This is a genomic window from Azoarcus sp. Soil_N_20, from assembly GCF_057656155.1.
Genome location: NZ_JBDGKX010000016.1, coordinates 21,939 through 38,917, shown reverse-complemented (window position 1 = coordinate 38,917; position 16,979 = coordinate 21,939). Strand labels below are relative to the sequence as shown.

The 16,979-nt window shown below is 66.3% G+C and carries 21 protein-coding genes; 3 read left to right on the top strand and 18 right to left on the bottom strand.

From position 1 onward, the window contains the following. Window positions 1-25: 25 nt before the first annotated feature. Genes AC3A35_RS23335 through AC3A35_RS23325 form a run of 3 tightly spaced genes read right to left on the bottom strand, consistent with a single transcriptional unit; the run spans window position 26 to window position 2,407 of the window. The gene (locus tag AC3A35_RS23335; RefSeq protein WP_487438881.1) at window positions 26-1,072 is read right to left on the bottom strand and encodes a COX15/CtaA family protein; all 1,047 of its coding nucleotides are present in this window, start codon (window positions 1,070-1,072) and stop codon (window positions 26-28) included. After that, window positions 1,069-1,713 (bottom strand): hypothetical protein, encoded by a 645-nt coding sequence (locus AC3A35_RS23330; protein ID WP_487438880.1) that lies wholly within the window; start codon window positions 1,711-1,713, stop codon window positions 1,069-1,071. Before AC3A35_RS23330 ends, AC3A35_RS23335 begins: the two co-directional genes overlap by 4 nt. Continuing rightward, entirely contained in the window at window positions 1,679-2,407 is a 729-nt protein-coding gene (locus AC3A35_RS23325) for an SURF1 family protein (protein ID WP_487438879.1), read from the bottom strand. Before AC3A35_RS23325 ends, AC3A35_RS23330 begins: the two co-directional genes overlap by 35 nt. 99 nt (window positions 2,408-2,506) lie before the next feature. Here AC3A35_RS23325 and AC3A35_RS23320 point away from each other — a divergent pair, with 99 nt between their 5' ends. Beyond that, window positions 2,507-2,701: a twin transmembrane helix small protein gene (locus AC3A35_RS23320; RefSeq protein WP_487438878.1), complete on the top strand. Its 195-nt coding sequence runs from the start codon at window positions 2,507-2,509 to the stop codon at window positions 2,699-2,701. A 35-nt stretch (window positions 2,702-2,736) separates the two neighbouring features. Here the strand turns inward: AC3A35_RS23320 and AC3A35_RS23315 are convergent, their stop codons facing one another. The 15 genes from AC3A35_RS23315 to AC3A35_RS23245 form a co-directional block, all read right to left on the bottom strand. Further along, entirely contained in the window at window positions 2,737-3,588 is an 852-nt protein-coding gene (locus AC3A35_RS23315) for a cytochrome c oxidase subunit 3 (RefSeq protein WP_487438877.1), read from the bottom strand. Window positions 3,589-3,611: 23 nt separating this feature from the next. After that, a complete protein-coding gene (locus tag AC3A35_RS23310) occupies window positions 3,612-3,812 on the bottom strand; it encodes a DUF2970 domain-containing protein (RefSeq protein ID WP_487438876.1) in 201 nt (66 codons plus the stop codon). Continuing rightward, window positions 3,809-4,399: a cytochrome c oxidase assembly protein gene (locus AC3A35_RS23305; protein ID WP_487438874.1), complete on the bottom strand. Its 591-nt coding sequence runs from the start codon at window positions 4,397-4,399 to the stop codon at window positions 3,809-3,811. Before AC3A35_RS23305 ends, AC3A35_RS23310 begins: the two co-directional genes overlap by 4 nt. Beyond that, window positions 4,396-4,509 (bottom strand): cytochrome oxidase small assembly protein, encoded by a 114-nt coding sequence (locus AC3A35_RS23300; protein ID WP_487438873.1) that lies wholly within the window; start codon window positions 4,507-4,509, stop codon window positions 4,396-4,398. Before AC3A35_RS23300 ends, AC3A35_RS23305 begins: the two co-directional genes overlap by 4 nt. Before the next feature lie 89 nt (window positions 4,510-4,598). Beyond that, window positions 4,599-6,248 carry a cytochrome c oxidase subunit I gene (gene ctaD, locus AC3A35_RS23295; RefSeq protein WP_487438871.1) on the bottom strand — a complete coding sequence of 550 codons (1,650 nt, stop codon included), beginning with the start codon at window positions 6,246-6,248 and terminating at the stop codon, window positions 4,599-4,601. Between the two features lie 102 nt (window positions 6,249-6,350). Beyond that, window positions 6,351-7,535: a cytochrome c oxidase subunit II gene (gene coxB, locus AC3A35_RS23290; RefSeq protein WP_487438870.1), complete on the bottom strand. Its 1,185-nt coding sequence runs from the start codon at window positions 7,533-7,535 to the stop codon at window positions 6,351-6,353. Between the two features lie 149 nt (window positions 7,536-7,684). Continuing rightward, a complete protein-coding gene (locus AC3A35_RS23285; RefSeq protein WP_487438868.1) occupies window positions 7,685-8,125 on the bottom strand; it encodes a nuclear transport factor 2 family protein in 441 nt (146 codons plus the stop codon). Then, complete coding sequence (locus AC3A35_RS23280) at window positions 8,125-8,910, bottom strand: SDR family NAD(P)-dependent oxidoreductase (protein WP_487438867.1); 786 nt, start codon at window positions 8,908-8,910, stop codon at window positions 8,125-8,127. The genes AC3A35_RS23285 and AC3A35_RS23280 overlap by 1 nt, the downstream gene beginning before the upstream one ends. Continuing rightward, entirely contained in the window at window positions 8,910-9,443 is a 534-nt protein-coding gene (locus tag AC3A35_RS23275; protein ID WP_487438866.1) for a DUF3833 domain-containing protein, read from the bottom strand. The genes AC3A35_RS23280 and AC3A35_RS23275 overlap by 1 nt, the downstream gene beginning before the upstream one ends. After that, on the bottom strand, window positions 9,437-10,732 hold the full coding sequence (locus AC3A35_RS23270) for an MFS transporter (RefSeq protein WP_487438865.1): 1,296 nt from the start codon (window positions 10,730-10,732) through the stop codon (window positions 9,437-9,439). The genes AC3A35_RS23275 and AC3A35_RS23270 overlap by 7 nt, the downstream gene beginning before the upstream one ends. Beyond that, window positions 10,729-11,286, bottom strand: coding sequence for a chalcone isomerase family protein (locus tag AC3A35_RS23265; protein WP_487438863.1), 558 nt, complete (start codon window positions 11,284-11,286; stop codon window positions 10,729-10,731). Before AC3A35_RS23265 ends, AC3A35_RS23270 begins: the two co-directional genes overlap by 4 nt. Before the next feature lie 3 nt (window positions 11,287-11,289). After that, window positions 11,290-12,525, bottom strand: coding sequence for a class I SAM-dependent methyltransferase (locus AC3A35_RS23260; RefSeq protein ID WP_487438861.1), 1,236 nt, complete (start codon window positions 12,523-12,525; stop codon window positions 11,290-11,292). Beyond that, on the bottom strand, window positions 12,525-13,319 hold the full coding sequence (locus AC3A35_RS23255) for a DUF1365 domain-containing protein (protein ID WP_487438860.1): 795 nt from the start codon (window positions 13,317-13,319) through the stop codon (window positions 12,525-12,527). Before AC3A35_RS23255 ends, AC3A35_RS23260 begins: the two co-directional genes overlap by 1 nt. Next, on the bottom strand, window positions 13,316-14,653 hold the full coding sequence (locus tag AC3A35_RS23250) for an NAD(P)/FAD-dependent oxidoreductase (RefSeq protein ID WP_487438859.1): 1,338 nt from the start codon (window positions 14,651-14,653) through the stop codon (window positions 13,316-13,318). The genes AC3A35_RS23255 and AC3A35_RS23250 overlap by 4 nt, the downstream gene beginning before the upstream one ends. Further along, window positions 14,640-14,843 (bottom strand): hypothetical protein, encoded by a 204-nt coding sequence (locus AC3A35_RS23245; RefSeq protein ID WP_487438858.1) that lies wholly within the window; start codon window positions 14,841-14,843, stop codon window positions 14,640-14,642. Before AC3A35_RS23245 ends, AC3A35_RS23250 begins: the two co-directional genes overlap by 14 nt. A gap of 229 nt (window positions 14,844-15,072) precedes the next feature. On the opposite strand from AC3A35_RS23245, the gene AC3A35_RS23240 reads away from it, so the two are divergent. Both AC3A35_RS23240 and AC3A35_RS23235 read left to right on the top strand, forming a co-directional pair. Then, window positions 15,073-15,993: a MerR family transcriptional regulator gene (locus tag AC3A35_RS23240; RefSeq protein WP_487438856.1), complete on the top strand. Its 921-nt coding sequence runs from the start codon at window positions 15,073-15,075 to the stop codon at window positions 15,991-15,993. Window positions 15,994-16,092: 99 nt separating this feature from the next. After that, window positions 16,093-16,914 carry a ferritin family protein gene (locus tag AC3A35_RS23235; RefSeq protein WP_487438854.1) on the top strand — a complete coding sequence of 274 codons (822 nt, stop codon included), beginning with the start codon at window positions 16,093-16,095 and terminating at the stop codon, window positions 16,912-16,914. The last annotated feature ends 65 nt before the right edge of the window (window positions 16,915-16,979 follow it).

Sequence of the window (16,979 nt, the reverse complement as noted above, 5' to 3'; positions counted from 1 at the left end):
ATACTCCTTCCTGTGAGTACATGATTCAACCCCGGCCGCGTGCCGGAAAGCCCGCCGCCCTGCCCATTCCCGAGGTCGCAAACGACGACGCCGACAAGCTTCGGGCCGACAGCCGGTAATTGATCCACACCATCATCCCGACCAGCAGGGCTGCACCGGCGTTATGCGCCGCAGCCAGCGCCAAGGGCAGTGACAGCAGCACATTGGCGACACCCAGGCCGATCTGCAGCACCACGGCCGCGACCAGGCCCAGCCCTGCACCTGCGGTCGGCGCCCGCCGCATCAGCACCGAGCCGAGCATCAACAGGAAGCCGCCGGCGACCACCGCGCCGACCCGGTGCGACCAGTGGATGGCGGTCAGCGCAGCGATCGACAGCAGTTCGCCCTCGGCAGTCATCCCGAGTTCACGCACCACATGAAAGGCGTTGGCGTAGTCGGCGGACGGCCACCAGCTGCCATGACAGGCGGGGAAGTCGGTGCACGCGAGGGCTGCATAGTTGGTGCTGGTCCAGCCGCCGAGCGCAATCTGCACCACCAGCAGCGCCAGCCCGATCCGCGCCGCCCACGCCAGCCGTCCGGACGCGGGCGCGCGCGGCACGCCAGCCGCACGTGCCGCCAGCCAGGCGAGCAAGGCCAGGGTGGTCAAGCCGCCGAGTAGATGGGCGGTGACCATGGCGGGCTTGAGCAGCAGTGTCACCGTCCATTTGCCCAGCAGCCCCTGGAATATCACCACCCCGACCAGCAGCGTCGCGACACCGGGTGCGCTGCCGCGGTGCGCACGCAGCCGCCAGGCGAGCACCGTGATGCCGATGATCAGCAGGCCGAGACTGGCGGCCAGGTAACGGTGGATCATCTCCTTCCAGGCCTTGGGCAGACTCACCGGGCCGTGGGGATCTGCCGCCTGCGCGCCGAGAATGTCTCCGCTTGCGTGATGCGGACTCAACTGGCCGTAGCAGCCCGGCCAGTCCGGGCACCCCAGACCGGCATCGGCCAGACGCACATAGGCGCCGAACACCACGACGACCGCGGTGAGCACCAGTGCAAGCACGATCAGCCGGCAATAAAGCTTCATTCGCGGACTCCGCGCCCGAGCGCCGAGTACTTCAGCAGGCGCTGCAGATCCTTGGTCACATCGCGCGCCGCACCGGTGGTATCGGCTTCGTCGGCAAAACGCATCATCACGTTGCCCAGCGGATCGACCAGCCAGATCGATCCGGGCGCGGGCGACGGCAGTACGGCGAGCCAGTCCGCACCAGCCCGCGCCAGACGCAGGTCCTCGTGCCGTGCCAACTGTCCGGGCGTCGGATCGGCCGCCCCGGTCACCAGCCAGACCCGCCCCACGCGCTCCATCTCCTTCGCCTGCGCCAGCCGGGCCTGACGCGACACGTAGAGCGCACGCTCACAGGCCGCATCGCAGTCGGCCGCCGCCACCAGCAGCAGGGTCCAGCGCCCCTCGAGTTCGGTCCGGACGAGCACCGCCTGCCCGCCGGCGCTGGCCAGGGTCGAGGCAGGCAGCGCCACCGGCGTGACCAGCTCACCATGATTGACCCGCCCCTGCGGCGGCCAGACATAGAAGGTGAGGTAGGAAGCGACCACCGGCAGCACGCATACAAACGCCAGCAGCAGCAGGGTGCGGCGGCCCCGGCGGCGGTCCGCACTGCGGCTGGTGGTGGCCGCCTCAGCCACGGATGAATCGACAAGCACGGTCGTCATGACGTCTCCGAAAAAACAGTCGCCACAGCGACCAGATGCTCAATCCGGCAGCGAGGCAGGCAAGGGCGTACCACTGGAATGCGTAGCCGCGGTGGCGATCGGCACCCGCGGCCGGCAGCGGCCAGTCACGGATCAGCCCGTCGGCCGCCGCCGATGTCTGCTGCAACACCCAGCCGGCGAGGTGCACGGGGGCAACAAGCTGGCGGTGACGTACCGGGTCGGCATGCTGCCATACCGGTGCCGACAGCTCCGCCATTTCCGCCGCCAGCATGAACGGCGCCGCTTCCGGGTGCCGCAACCAGCCATCGACGCGATGCACGCCAGTCGGCGTCGGCACCACCGGCAGGCTGCGTCGGTCGCCCGCGGCGACCCACCCCCGGTTCACCAGCACCGCACCGGAGCCATCGTCGAGCAACAACGGCGTCAGTACGTGGTACCCCGCCCGGCCCTGGTAAGTCCGGTTATCGATCAGGCGAGTCGCCTGCGCCTGCCACCGCCCCGCCAGCTGCAGCGGCTGCCATTCGGGCAGTGCCGCGGCATCCGCTCGCAGTGTGAGCGGCGCAGTCTGCGCCAACGCCTCGATCCGGGCCTGAATCCCGATCTTCTCGTCCGCTCGCCGGGTCTGCCAGTTGCCCAGTTGCAGTGTGACCACGAACACCAGCAGGCCGGCCGCCAGCGGAACAAACGCGAGCACCTCCCGTCTCACGGCCCACCCACGGCAAAAACAGCGGACAGCCGGACCGATTCAGGGAAGAATACGGGCGTCACCCCATCGCCCGCCCGGAGTCCGGACATGCGCATCGTCGTAATCGTGTTTCTCGTACTGATTGTTGCCAGCCTCGGCGCCGCACTGTCCTCGCTCCTGCGCGAAAAGGGCAGCGGCACCCGCACCGCACGCGCGCTCGCAATCCGGGTCGGGTTGTCGATCGCGCTGTTCATCCTGCTGATGGCCGGATTCGCCAGCGGCCTCATCGACGGCAAGCTCTGATCAGGCATGGATCGCGCGGTCCCCGGCCGACCGATTCATAACCAATAGACCACGACGAAGAGGAACAGCCACACCACGTCGACGAAGTGCCAGTACCAGGCCGCGGCCTCGAACCCGAAGTGGCTGTCGGCGGTGAAGTGGCCCGCCATCGAGCGGAACAGCATCACCGTCAGCATGATCGCACCGACCGTCACGTGCAGCCCGTGAAAGCCGGTGAGCAGATAGAAGGTGGAACCGTAGATCCCGCTGTCGAGCCGAAGATTGAGTTCGCCATAGGCGTGGATGTACTCGTAGGCCTGAAACCCGATGAAGGTGGCGCCGAGCAGGATGGTCGCGAGCAGGCCGAGCTTGAGCTGGGTCCGGTTGCCCTTGAGCAGCCCGTAGTGGGCCCAGGTCAGCGTCGCTCCCGAGCTGAGCAGGATCAGGGTGTTGAGGGCCGGAATACCCCATGCGCCCATCGGCGTGAAGGTGTCGTCCACCCTCGGGCCGGCGCTGGGCCAGGCGCCGGTGAAGCCCTGCCACAGCAGCGCCTCGTTGTCCCCCGACGACAGCCAGGGCACCGCCAGTACGCGGACGTAAAACAGCACCCCGAAGAAGGCGGCGAAGAACATCACCTCGGAGAAGATGAACCAGCCCATCGACCAGCGAAAGGCCCTGTCCACCTGCTTGCCGTACAGTCCGCCTTCCGACTCGCGCACCACCTGGCCGAACCAGCCGAACAGCATGTAGATCAGGATCGCGATCCCGCCGAAGAACATCCATGGCCCGGCGCCGACCTTGTTCAGCCACAGTGCCGCGCCGGAGCCGAACAACAGCAACGCGGCCGAACCGAAGATCGGATAGGTCGACGGTTCCGGTACGAAATAGCGTCCCAGTGCTTCGCTCATCGCTGCATCCCCCTTGTGTTCATCTAGCCCACCACCCAATTCACCACCGCCACGATGGTGAGCACGAAGATCAAGCCACCCAGCACCCCTGCGACAATCACCGCCTTCGGATCGAGCGAAGTGGCATCGTCCTGATAATCCTTGCGCTTGCGTATGCCGACGAAGGACCACAACACCGCCTTCAGCGTCGCCAGAAATCCCGCTCGCGGTCGATCACCGCTCATGATCCGTCGGCTCCCGCGGCGGTCGCGGCGCGCCGCCCCTGGATCTCGAAGAACGTGTAGGACAGCGTGATCGTCGTGACCTCGGCGGGCAGATCCGGATCGAGCACGAAGACCAGCGGCATGGTCCGGCGCTCGCCGGCCGCCAGGGTCTGCTGGGTGAAGCAGAAGCAGTCCAGCTTGCGGAAATACTTGCCAGCGACCAGCGGCCCGTAACTCGGCACTGCCTGCCCGGTAATCGGTTCGGCACGGGTGTTGACGACCTCGTAGGCGATATGGACCAGTTCGCCCGGATGCACGCTGACCGAACGCTGCAGCGGATGGAAGTTCCATGGCAGATCGTGCAGGTTGGCGTCGAACTGCACGAGCACGGTGCGCGAGCTGTCCACCTGGGTGTTTGCCACCGCGGCGAGGTCGGGCTGCAACAGGTTATTGATCCCGGTCACTTCGCAGATCTTTTCGTAGAAAGGCACCAGCAAGAATCCGAAGCCGAACATCACCACCGCGGAAATGCCCAGCCGCAGCAGCAAGCGACGATTGTCGGCGGCGATCCGGGCGCTCCGGCGATTGCGATCAGGTGTGCCGCTCATTGGCCGAACACCTTGTACTTGGCGATGATGATGAAAAAGAATACGAGCGCCACCGCGGCCAGGATCAGACCTGTCCTGATATTTGCGCCACGCCGATCGTTTCGGGTCATCGCCTCATCCACTGTTGCCCATTGCCGGTCGGCAGAGGGGGCAGGGAACGGAGCCTACCTCTGCCGACTCCGCGCTCCGCCCCATCCTGCTAGCCCTTGAAAGCGGGCGCCTCCCGGAAAGCCGGCGCCTCGTGGAAAGCCGGCGTTTCGTGGAAAACCGGCGCATCCTGGAAGGTGTGATGCGGTGCCGGCGAGGGCACGGTCCATTCCAGCCCTTCGGCCCCTTCCCACGATTGCGCCGCCGCCTTCTCGCCGCCGCGAACACATTTCACCGCCACCACCAGGAAGATCAGCTGCGACAGGCCGAAGCCGAACGCGCCGATCGTGGCAAGCGCATTGAAGTCGGCAAACTGGAGCGCGTAGTCCGGAATCCGCCGCGGCATGCCGGCGAGGCCGAGGAAGTGCATCGGGAAGAAGGTGATGTTGAAGAACACCATCGAACTCCAGAAGTGGAGCTTGCCGAGGAATTCGTTCGGCATGTGGCCGGTCCATTTCGGCAGCCAGTAATACGCCCCGGCAAAGAGCGCGAACAGCGAACCCGCCACCAGCACGTAGTGGAAGTGGGCGACCACGTAATAGGTGTCCTGGATCTGGATGTCGATCGGCGCGATCGCGCAGATCAGGCCGGTGAAGCCTCCCATGGTGAACACGAAGATGAAGCCGGTCGCCCACAGCATCGGTGACTCGAAGCTGAGTGAACCGCGCCACATCGTCGCCACCCAGTTGAATACTTTCACTCCGGTCGGTACCGCAATCAGCATGGTCGCGTACATGAAGAACAGCTGGCCCACGGCCGGCATGCCGGTGGTGAACATATGGTGCGCCCACACCGCGAACGACAGGATCGCGATCGACGAAGTCGCGTACACCATCGAGGCGTAGCCGAACAGCGGCTTGCGCGCGAAGGTCGGGATGATCTGGCTGACGATGCCGAAGGCCGGGAGGATCATGATGTAGACCTCCGGATGCCCGAAAAACCAGAAAATGTGCTGGAACATCACCGGGTCACCGCCGCCCGCGGCGTTGAAGAAGCTGGTGCCGAAATGGCGGTCGGTCAGGATCATGGTCACCGCCCCGGCCAGCACCGGCATCACTGCGATCAGCAGGTAGGCGGTGATCAGCCACGTCCAGCAGAACAATGGCATCTTCATCATGCCCATGCCTGGCGCGCGCATGTTGAGGATGGTGACGACGATATTGATCGCCCCCATGATCGAGCTGATCCCCATGATATGGATGGCGAAGATCGCCAGATCCATGCCCATGCCCATCTGTACCGACAGCGGCGCATACAGCGTCCATCCAGCTGCGGTGGCGCCACCGGGCACGAAGAACGAACCGAGCAGCAAGATGGCGGCCGGTGGCAGCAGCCAGAAGCTCCAGTTGTTCATCCGCGCGAAGGCCATGTCGCTGGCCCCGATCATCAGCGGAATCATCCAGTTGGCGAAGCCGACGAAGGCCGGCATGATCGCGCCGAACACCATCACCAGCCCATGCATGGTGGTGAGCTGGTTGAAGAATTCGGGCTCGACCACCTGCAGGCCGGGCTGGAACAGCTCGGTCCGGATCGTCAGCGCCATCACCCCCCCGGAGAGGAACATGATGAAGCTGAAGATCAGGTACATCGTACCGATGTCCTTGTGATTCGTGGTGGTGATCCAGCGCATCAGGCCGGTGGGACCGTGGGCATGGCCGTGCGGGGCGTGGGCACCGATCGGATCGTGGGACAGGGTGGTCATACGCACGCCTCCATTTGTCGCGAGTCAGGCGACAGGATCTTTCCATGTGGGGCAAAGCCGCCCCGACAACATCGAAAAAAGGCGCTCGGAGCGCCCTTCGCTTCAACCCTTGCGGGCGGACGCCACATCGGCCGGCTGGACGACCTTGCCCGAGCTGTTGCTCCAGCTGTTGCGGGTATAGGTGATGACGGCGGCCAGATCGGTGTCGGACAACTGCCCGCCAAATGCCGCCATCGCGGTGCCGGGCTTGCCGTTCAGGACGAGCGCGATCTGTGCGGCCTGATCGCCGGTCACCACCGGAGAACCATCGAGGGGCGGGAACGCAGGCGGCAAGCCCTTGCCGTCGGCCTGATGGCATGCCGCGCAATTGGCTGCAAAGACCTTCTGCCCGCGCTCGATCATTTCCGGCAGAGCCCATTCGCGGACGTCATCGGCGGCCGCGGTTGCGGTGAGCTGCTGCTGCGCGGCAACCCACGCGGTGTATTTCTCGGCCGACACCACATGCACCTCGATCGGCATGAATCCATGATCCTTGCCACACAACTCGGCACAGTTGCCGCGATAGATGCCTTCGGTGTCGGCCTGGAACCAGGTGTCGCGAATGAAGCCCGGAATTGCATCCTGCTTGACCCCGAACGCCGGCACCCACCACGAGTGGATCACGTCCGCGGCCGTGGTCAGCACCCGAATCTTCTTGCCGACCGGCACCACCATGGGATTGTCCACCTCGAGCAGATAGGCTTCCCCCTTGACCGCTGCGCCCACGATCTGATCCTGGGGCGTAGACGCGTTCGACAGGAAACGGACCCCCTCGCCTTCGCCCTGCAGGTAGTCGTAACCCCACTTCCACTGATAACCGGTCGCCTTGATCGTGATATCGGGGTTGCTGGTGTCCTTCATCGCGATCACGGTCTTGGTCGCCGGCCACGCCATGCCGAGCAGGATCAGGACCGGAATCACCGTCCAGGCGATTTCGACGGCCGTATTCTCATGAAAATTGGCCGCGACCGCGCCGCGTGACTTGCGGTGGCGAAACACCGACCAGAACATCACGCCGAATACCCCGACGAAGATCACCAGGCAGATGAGCAGCATCAGCGTATGCATGCCGTAGATCTCTGATGCGATCCGGGTGACCGGCTGCTGAAGGTTGTAGCGGCTGGGCGCATCCTGGGCGATCGCACCGGTCGCGTAGCCGAGAATGAGCAAAAATCCTGCAATACGACCGCTAAAACCCATGTCGACCCCCAGCAAGAACACAATGAGCAGGTGGATCGATGGTGCCACAGCAAAAATCACCGTCGCAACATGAATCTTTGACAAAGATCAACATGCTGCATCGCAATAGATGCTAACGAGCAGCCATACAGCGGTTTCTGCACGCATGTTGCGGGTTTTCCCGCAGACTGCTTTGGTGCAGCACAGCATGATGAATTTCAGGGGATCGGGGCCGAGAGTTTCCGCCGCAACAGGCGCATCAGCCCGCCAACGACTGCCAATCTGGCATACAACTCCTCCGCGGCGTCCCAGTAATCGCGGTGCATCTCGACCTTCCAGTCGTCATCGAAGCACACATGGCTCACCCCGCGAATGACGATCATCCTGCCGCGAAGCCGCAGATGGAAATTCCATCCCAACATGGCCTGCCGCCCTTGGGCGATGCGCGTGATGACGACAAAACGCGGGGCATCGACGGAGGCAAACATGTGTTCGAAGATGCGGATGATCGCGGACCGCCCGGTGACCTCGTTGAACGGATCCTTGAAGCGCGCTTGCTCCGCATAGAATGCGTCGATCCCGGTCAGTGAGCGCGGGGTGAGGGTCGCAAAGAAGTGCGCAAGACTGGCCGCGGCGGCGGAGGCGTCGAGACGGTCCATCACCGCCCCGCCGCCCACCGGACGAGCGGAAAATAGCAGCGCCGCGGCAGCCACTGCAAGAGCTTGACGAAGCGGGTGAAACGCTTCGGAAAATGGATCTCGAAGGCGCCCTTCTCCATGCCGGCCAGGATTTCGTCGGCGGCCTCGTCGGCGCTGATCAGGGCCGGCATGCGAAAGTCGTTGCGCGCCGTCAGCGGCGTGGCGACGAAGCCCGGACAGATCAGAAAGACGCCCAGCCCGCGCGGCGCGAGGTCGATGTGCAGGACTTCGGCAAGGTTGATCAGCGCCGCCTTGGACGGGCCGTAGGCGGCGGCCATCGGCAGCCCGCCATAACCCGCTACCGAAGCGACGATCGCGATCGCGCCATGCCCCTGCTGCAGCATGCCTGGCACCACCGCGGCGACGCCATCCATCACCCCGAGCAGATTGGGCTCGATGGTTTCGCGTATGGTCTGAGGGGTCAGCTCCCAGGCTCGCAGCGGACGATAGGTGCCGGCGTTGAGGACCACCAGGTCGATGCCGCCCCACAGGTCGAGCAAGCGGTCGCGCTCGCGCACGAAATCGCCCGGACGGAGCATGTCCATCGCGGCGACGAGCGCGCCACCGCACTCGGCGGCGAGCGCCTCCAGCCGGTCGCGCGTGCGCGCCGACAGTGCCAGTCGCGCACCGCGCGCGGCCAGCTTGCGCGCCAGCGCTGCACCGATGCCGGTCGAAGCCCCGACCAGCCACACGCGCCGACCGCGCCAGTCCCCGATGGGCGGATTGAGCGCAGAGAACAGGGCCATCAGCGGCTCCGCTTGTAGAACGACAGCGTCACGTCGCCGAGGTGGAGGCCCCACTTGCTCATCGCCGACCGGTTGAGCATGACCTTGTCGTCGATCAGGAACATCCAGTCGTCGAAATCGACGTGGTGCACCTTGCCATCGACCGGCAGCGCCAGCACGTAACGCCAGCGCAGGGCATTGCCCGCGACCTCGCCGCGAGCCTCGCCGACCACGTCGTCCGCAGTGCCGGTATAGCGACCTTCAGCGCTGCGGGTAATCGTCCACACCCGACGCTGGGTGCTGCCGTCGGCATAGGTGAAGCGTTCGTCCAGGGTGCCCACTTCGCCCTTCCAGCTGGCGTCGATCAACACATGAAAACGCCTGATCACTTCACCCGACCGGTCCTGGAAAATGCCGTGGGCGTCGAGCGTGCCGTTGAAGTACTCGCGCAGATCGAGCAGCGGCGTCTGGTTGCGGTACTTTTCCGCATCGATCGACGCGCACCCTGCCAGACTCAGCGCGCCAGCGAGCAACAGGCACAGTTTCTTCAGCATGATCGTTCTCCGTTCGGGGAATGCGGTTCAATGGCGTCGCGCCACCGCCACAGCAGGGCGATGGCACCGAGCTTGAGGGCCACCGGTAGCAGCGCGTAGACGATCGTCAGCGCCCACAGGGCTTCGGCACTGCGCCCGCCCGGCGCGTAGCCGAGCCAGCCGAGCAAGGGCAAGGCGAGTCCGGCCGCGAGTGCGAGGTTGGCCTTGGTGACGAAGTTCCACCAGCCGAACCAGGCCCCGGCCCGCGCCTCGCCCGGCCTGGCCTCGCAGGCCAGCAGATCGGCCAGCAACGAGGGCGGCAGCGCAAGGTCGGCGCCCAGCGCCACCCCGGACAGCACGCAGATCGCCGCATAGGCGCCGATCTCGCCGGCCCCGAGCAGGGCCGCCCACACGAACACCAGCAGCGCAAGCGCCATGCCCAGCAACCAGGCGCGCAGCTTGCCGATACGCCGTGACAGGGCGGCCCACAGCGGCAGGCTGGCCGCGGCGCCGAGGAAGTAGATCACCAGGAACAACCCGGCGAGGCGGGGTGTTTGCAACACGTCGGCAACGAAGAACAGTACCGTCGCCGACGGAATCGCCGCAGCGATGCCATTGGCGGCAAACACCGCCAGCAGGCGGACAAACGGAGGGCACACCAGCGCCGCGGCGAGGCCTTGCCACAACGGCTGTCGTGCGTGGGCGCCCCGCGCCGGCGCCGGCGCGGCGAGCAAGGTCCACCCGGAAAAGAGCAGCAGCAGCGGAACGAATGCCCACCCCATCCGCGCCAGACCCTCCGCATCGCCGCCGTCCCCGGCCAGTACGCCGGGCAGTGCCGCCGCCAGGATCACGCCGAACAGGGCGAAGCCTTCGCGACTGGCCACCACCCGGGTACGCAGGTCGCAACTCGGCGCCACCTCCGCCCCCCACGCGTTGTAGGCGATGGTCGCCATCGAGTAGGCCAACGAGACCAGGCTGAGCAGCACCGCCAGCCACAGCGCGCCCGCGCCGTGCGGCGGGGCGAGCAATCCGACCATCCCCAGCCCGAGCACCGGCAGCGCCACCAGTACCAACCCGCGGCGACCGTTCAGGTGGTCGCTGACCCAGCCGATCAGCGGATCGGTGACCGCGTCGAAGATGCGCACCGCCAGCAGCACCAAACCGACGGTGGCGAGCGACAGCCCGAGCGTCTCGGCATAGAGGCGCGGCACATGCACGTAGATGGGAAGCGCAGCGAAGGCGAGCGGAAGTCCGAGCGCGCCATAGGCGACGATCCCTGCACGGCCGAAACTCGGGTCGGCGGCGCTCATCGTGGTTCCCGTCGTTCGTCCAGCAGACGGGCACGCAGCGCAGGTTCGCGCGTCCGGATGTCGAGCCAGATCGCGAAGAAGGCGCGGGCGAGGTCCGGATCGGTCAGCTCGGCGGTCGGGCGGCCGTCGTGCCAGAAGCGCGCGCCCGCGCCGGGAATGCGCGCGCCGACCAGCACGTCACCGGGCGCCACCGACGGCAGCGCCCGGGTCAGCTCGCTGCGCCAATGCGTGAGCCGGACCTCGTCACCGAAACCCAGCCTGCGGATCTCGTCGATGCTGCTGTCGACCAACTGCTCACCGGCGATGTTGCGCGCATAGCGGATGGCGAGCGCAAAGGCTGCATCCGCCGACCAGGCGGATCCGGCTGGCACCCACAGCGCCGCGTCGTAGATCTTGAGCCCGAACCAGCGCATCTCGCCGCTGCCGAGCTGGCGAAAGTGGCCCCCCGCTCCGGCAGTCGCTGCCTGTATCTCCGGCGGCAGCGACACTGCGCCCGCCACCCCGCCCCACGCCTGGAGCAGCCCGCACAGCGCCACGACCGCCAGCTTGACCACGGCTCAGCGCTCCGCCACATCGACATGGGCAAGGGTGTAGTGGTGCACGTCGATGTCACCGGCGTTGAACCCGGCCTCGCAATACGCTAGGTAGAAGCGCCACATGCGCACGAAGCGTTCGGGAAAGCCCAGTGCCCTCACGTCGACGAGGCGGGCGTCGAACGCCCGATGCCAGCACCCCAGGGTGCGGCCATAGTCGGGGCCGAAACGGAAGTCGTCCGCGACCGCCAGCCCGGCCCGCGCAGCCTGCTGCCGCACCACCGTCGGGCTCGGCAACATGCCCCCCGGGAAGATATGGCGCTGGATGAAGTCGGTGCCGCGCCGGTAGCGCGAGAACAGGCGTTCGGCGATCGTGATCGCCTGCACCACGCAGCGTCCGCCCGGCTTGAGCAGCGCCGCCAGCTGGCCGAAGTAGGTCGGCCAGAAGCGCTCGCCGACCGCCTCGATCATCTCGATCGACACCACGTGGTCGTACCGTCCGTTCACGTCGCGGTAGTCGCACAGCTCGAACTGCACCCGGTCGGCAACGCCGGCGCGTTCGGCACGGTCGCGCGCGTACTCCAGCTGCGCCGGCGACAGCGTGAGGCACAGCACCCGGCAGCCGAACTCGGTCGCCGCCACTTCGGCAAAACCGCCCCAGCCGCAGCCGATCTCGAGGATGACCTGCCCCGGTCGGGCGTCCAGCTGATGCAGGATGCGACGATACTTGCGCCGCTGCGCCACCTCGAGCGCCTCGTCCGGATGCTCGAACACGGCCGCCGAATAGGTCATGCTCGGGTCGAGCCACAGGCGGTAGAAGTCGTTACCGAGATCGTAGTGGGCCTCGATGTTGCGCTTCGAGCCGCTGCGCGTATTCGCCCGCAGCATGTGCGCCACGCGGTGACCGAGCAGGCGGAGCACACGGCCATGGACCGCGCTTTGCAACTGCGCGCGATTGCGCGCCAGCAGCGTGAGCAGGCCGGTGAGGTCTTCGGTGTCCCATTGCCCATCCATGTAGCTCTCGGCGAAGCCGATGTCGCCGCGCGCCAGCGTTTCACCGAACAGCGCATGGTCACGCACCCGGAGGTGGGCGACGAGCGGGCCGTGACCGGCACGCAGGTGCAGATTGTCGGGCAGCTCGAGCGCGAGCGCGCCGCCCTCGAGGCGATCGAGCATCTCCAGCGCCAGCCGGGTCGGGCGCGGCAGGTGGGCGAGCTTGCCCAGGGCAAGGGGACGCAGGGCGTGGTCGACGGCAGTCATCAGGAGGTCTCCTCGATCGGCGGCACAGGCTTGCGGTGAATGCTCACCCGTCTGAGCGCAAGGCGCAGGGCCTGCCAGTGGATACGGGCAACGACGCCCACGGTCATGAAGGGATAGCGCAGCAGCCATTTGCCCATCGCCCGGCCGCTCAGTGCCTCGGCACGTCCGGCCACCCGGGTGCTGAGCTGGCGTTCGCCCCCATCCCAGTAGTCGATGGCCACCGCATGCACCGGACCGCGCCGCTCGAAGCGGAAGCGGTATTCACCGCGTACCGGGAAGAAGGGCGAGACATGGAACACCTTGGTCGCGCGCAGCTCGTCGCCGGCTTCGATCGGGCGAACATCGGGGTGGCGAACGAGGTAGTTGTGGTGTTCGCCGAAGGTGTTGTTGACCTCGGCCAACACCACCCTGAGCCGACCCGCGGCGTCATGGCACAGCCAGAAACTGACCGGATTGAACACGAAACCGAAGATGCGCGGCATCGTATGGAGCACGACCTCACCGTCGCACACCGTGCTCAATCCATGGTGCCCGAGCACGTCGCCCAACCATGGCAGCAGCGGCGAGCCGTCCCGTTGCCCATGGTCGCGCGCCACCACGGAGAACACGTTGCGCCGCTCGATGCCGAGCAGCGGCACCCGAAGTCGATCGATCCGGCCCAGCGGCAGGCGCAGGAAGGCGGTCGGATACACGAACCGGTTGTGCGCCCGGGTGTGGCGCTCGTGCACCACGGCACCGAAACAGACGGCCGCATCGAGGGCGCCTGGCACCGCCGTCCGCTCCGCCCGGGTCATGCCCGCACTCCGGCGGCCGGCGCAAACGCCGGTGCGTGCCACGGGATGCTGGCGCCCAGCGCTGCGGCCACGGTCACCGCCGACTTGAGCCCATCCTCGTGAAAACCGTAGCCGGTCCAGGCCCCGGCGAACCAGCTCCGGTTACGGCCCTGGATCGTGGGCAGCGCAGCCTGCGCATCAATCGCCGCCTGATCGAATACCGGATGCGCATAGTGAATGGTGCGCAGGATCTTGTCCGGCTGCGGCGCACGGAAGGGGTTGAGCGAAACCACAAGCGGCGTATTGAACGGCAGCGGCTGCAAGCGGTTGATCAGATAGCTGACCGAAACCGGCCGGTCGTCGGCCTGGCCGGCGCCGGCCAGATAGTTCCATGCCGACCACACCCGGCGGCGCTGCGGCAGCAGCGCGGTGTCGGTGTGTACGACGGCGGTGTTGGCCTGATAGCGCACTGCGCCCAGGATGCGCCGCTCGTCCACGGTCGCACTCGGCCCGAGCAGTGCCAGGGTCTGGTCGCTGTGACAGGCGAAGACCACCTCATCGAAGCGCTCGGCCCCAGTGCGCGAATGAATCCACACCCGGTCGGGGTCGCGGTCCACCCGAGATACCGGCGCGTTCCCCCGGACATCGTCGAGCGCGGCGGTGATCTTGCGCACGTAGCTGCGCCCGCCGCCGCGCACGGTGAGCCACTGCGGCCGGTCACGAACCTGCAGCAGACCATGGTTGTGACAGAAGCGGACGAAGGTCGTCAGCGGATAGGCCAGCATGCTGCGGGTCGGACACGACCAGATCGCGGCCGCCATCGGCACCAGATACCAGTTGCGAAAAGCATCTCCATAGCGCTCGCGGGCGAGGTATTCGCCCAGCCCCAGGTCGGGCACGCTGTACTCCGCCGCCATCCGGGTGGTTTCGCGGTTGAAGCGCATGATGTCGCGCAACATGCCGAGAAAGGCCGGGCGCACGAGGTTGCTGCGCTGGGCGAAAACGGAACCGAAGTCCGACCCGGCCCATTCGATTGCAGGTGATTCCAGACTTACACCGAAGGACATCTCGCTCTCGACCACGTCGACGTCGAGGTGCTCGAACAGCGCGCACAGGTTCGGATAGGTCCGCCGATTGAACACCAGGAAGCCGGTATCGACCGGGTGGGTGACGCGGTCGACGGTCACCTCGATGGTGTTGGTGTGTCCGCCGATATGCCTGCCCGCGTCATACAGGGTCACCCGGTCACGCCGGCCGAGCAGCCAGGCCGTGCCCAGGCCCGCGATCCCGCCCCCCACCACCGCGATGCGGCGCCCGCCGCCGGTGACGACGCCCTCGATTTCACCCATGCGCATGAATGTGCTCCGGCGCGCGTTCGCCCTGGTTCAGGGCATGGGCAGCGTGCAAGTCTATCGACCCGATGACCGCGGATTCGACCGCGCGCGCGCTTAGATCGGACGCATCCCGTCCGCCCGGGCCGCGCTGCAGGCCGGCGCGGTGGATGAACAGCATCAGCTCGAGCCTGCTTTCAGGATATTTGTCCACGACAACTATGGATTCGGCCCGCCGTTCCACAGATCCAGCCGAAGACCCCGTGCGTTCGACCGGAGCGCCGAACGAGCCCCCCGCCACAGCGACAAGTACCGCAACGGCAAGGATCCCGGAAGACATTGGCCGAGTTATGGTGCTCATGATTATTGTCCTAGACAAATCGGTTTGACGACCCTAAGATAGATCTAACGAAATACGTTGTCAACGATTTGTCCACGACAAAATGAAAAGTGCCCCCGGTACGGAATCTGCCCTGAGCATTGCCGCGGTCGAGCGTGATACCGGGCTTTCCAAGGACACCCTGCGCGTGTGGGAGCGGCGCTACGGATTCCCGGCCCCACACCGGGACGCCAACGATGAGCGCCTGTATCCGCAGGAGCAGGTGGCCAAGCTGCGCCTGATCCGGCGCCTGCTCGATCTTGGCCAGCGTCCCGCACGCATTGTCGGATCGAGCCTCGCCGAGTTGAACGCGATTCTCGAGGCGCATCGCGCCAAATCCTTGGGGCCCGAGCAGGACGAAAGCGAACAGGCGCTGCTCCAGCTCGTCCGTCTCCACCGCAGCGGCGAGCTGGTCACCGGGCTGCACAAGACCTTGATGAAGCAGGGCCTGCAACGCTTCGTGGCGGAGACGATCGCGCCACTCAACGAGGCGGTGGGCGAGGCATGGATGCGCGGCGAGATCGACGTGGCGGACGAGCACCTCTACACCGAACAGGTGCAGAACGTGCTGCGCGGCGCGATCGGCGCCAACGCGATCGCCGGCGGCCATCCGCGCATCCTGCTCACCACCTTCCCCGACGAGCATCACATCCTCGGCCTGCTGATGGCGGAAGCGACCCTGGTGCCGGAGGGTGCATCCTGCCTGTCGCTCGGTACCCGCACGCCACTGGCGGACATCCGCGGCGCGGCGCTCAGCGGCGGGTTCGACATCGTCGGCCTGTCGTTCAGCATCGCCTACCCGGGCCGCCAGGCCGTTGACGGCCTGACCGAACTGCGTGCGGCGCTGCCCGCACACATTGCAATCTGGGCCGGAGGCGCTGCAGTCAAGGATAGACAGCGCCGCCTGCCGGGCATCCGCGTGGTCCGCAGCCTCGACGACACGGTCGCCGCGCTCAAGGAGTGGCGCGCGGCCCACCCGGGCTGAGCGGCACCGCGGTCGACGCACGGCATAGATGGCTGCCGGGCGCATGTTCTGCCAGACTGCAGAAAGAGGCCGACAGGCACGACCAGGAGGGACACACCGATGCTCTATCCCGAACTCTTCCGCGCGCTCGAATCTGCCCGCTGGAACATGGCCGAGGACGTTCCGTGGGCGGACTTCGACCGCGCACTGCTGACCGACGAACAGGCGGTGACGATCAAGATGAACGCGGTCACCGAGTGGTCGGCACTGCCCGCTACCGAGATGTTCCTGCGCGACAACCGCGACGACTCCGACTTTGCGGCCTTCATGTCGATCTGGTTCTACGAGGAACAGAAGCATTCGCTGGTGCTGATGGAGTACCTGCGCCGCTTCCGCCCCGAACTGGTGCCGACCGAGGACGAACTGCACGCGGTCCGCTTCGAGTTCGATCCCGCTCCGCCACTGGAAACCCTGATGCTGCACTTCTGCGGCGAGCTGCGCCTCACCCAGTGGTATCGGCGCGCCAGCGAATGGCACACCGAACCGGTGATCAAGCGGATCTACGATTACATCTCGCGCGACGAAGCCCGCCACGGTGGCGCCTACCTCAAGTACATGAAGCGCGCGATCGTGCGCTTCGGCGACGAGGCCCGGCGCGCATTCGCCAAACTCGGCGTGCTGATGGCCAGCTCGTCGCGCTCGTCGCGGCCCCTGCACCCGACCAATCTGCATGTGGCGCAGCAGTTCTTCCCGCGCGATACGGTGCAGTCGCGGGTGCCGGACCCGGACTGGCTCGAACATTGGCTCGACACCCAGATCAAGTTCGACAAGGAGTGCGAGGCGCGCGTCGTCGGCGGCATCCTGCGCAACCTGTCGAGCCTGTTCGAACAGAAGTTCGACACCGTCACCGAACTCAACCGCTTCCGCAAGTCACTCGCCTGAGCGCATCGCGGGCGAGTCCCCGCCCGGGAGCCGGCAAGCCGCCAGCCGCAGCGCTGGCGTCCGGC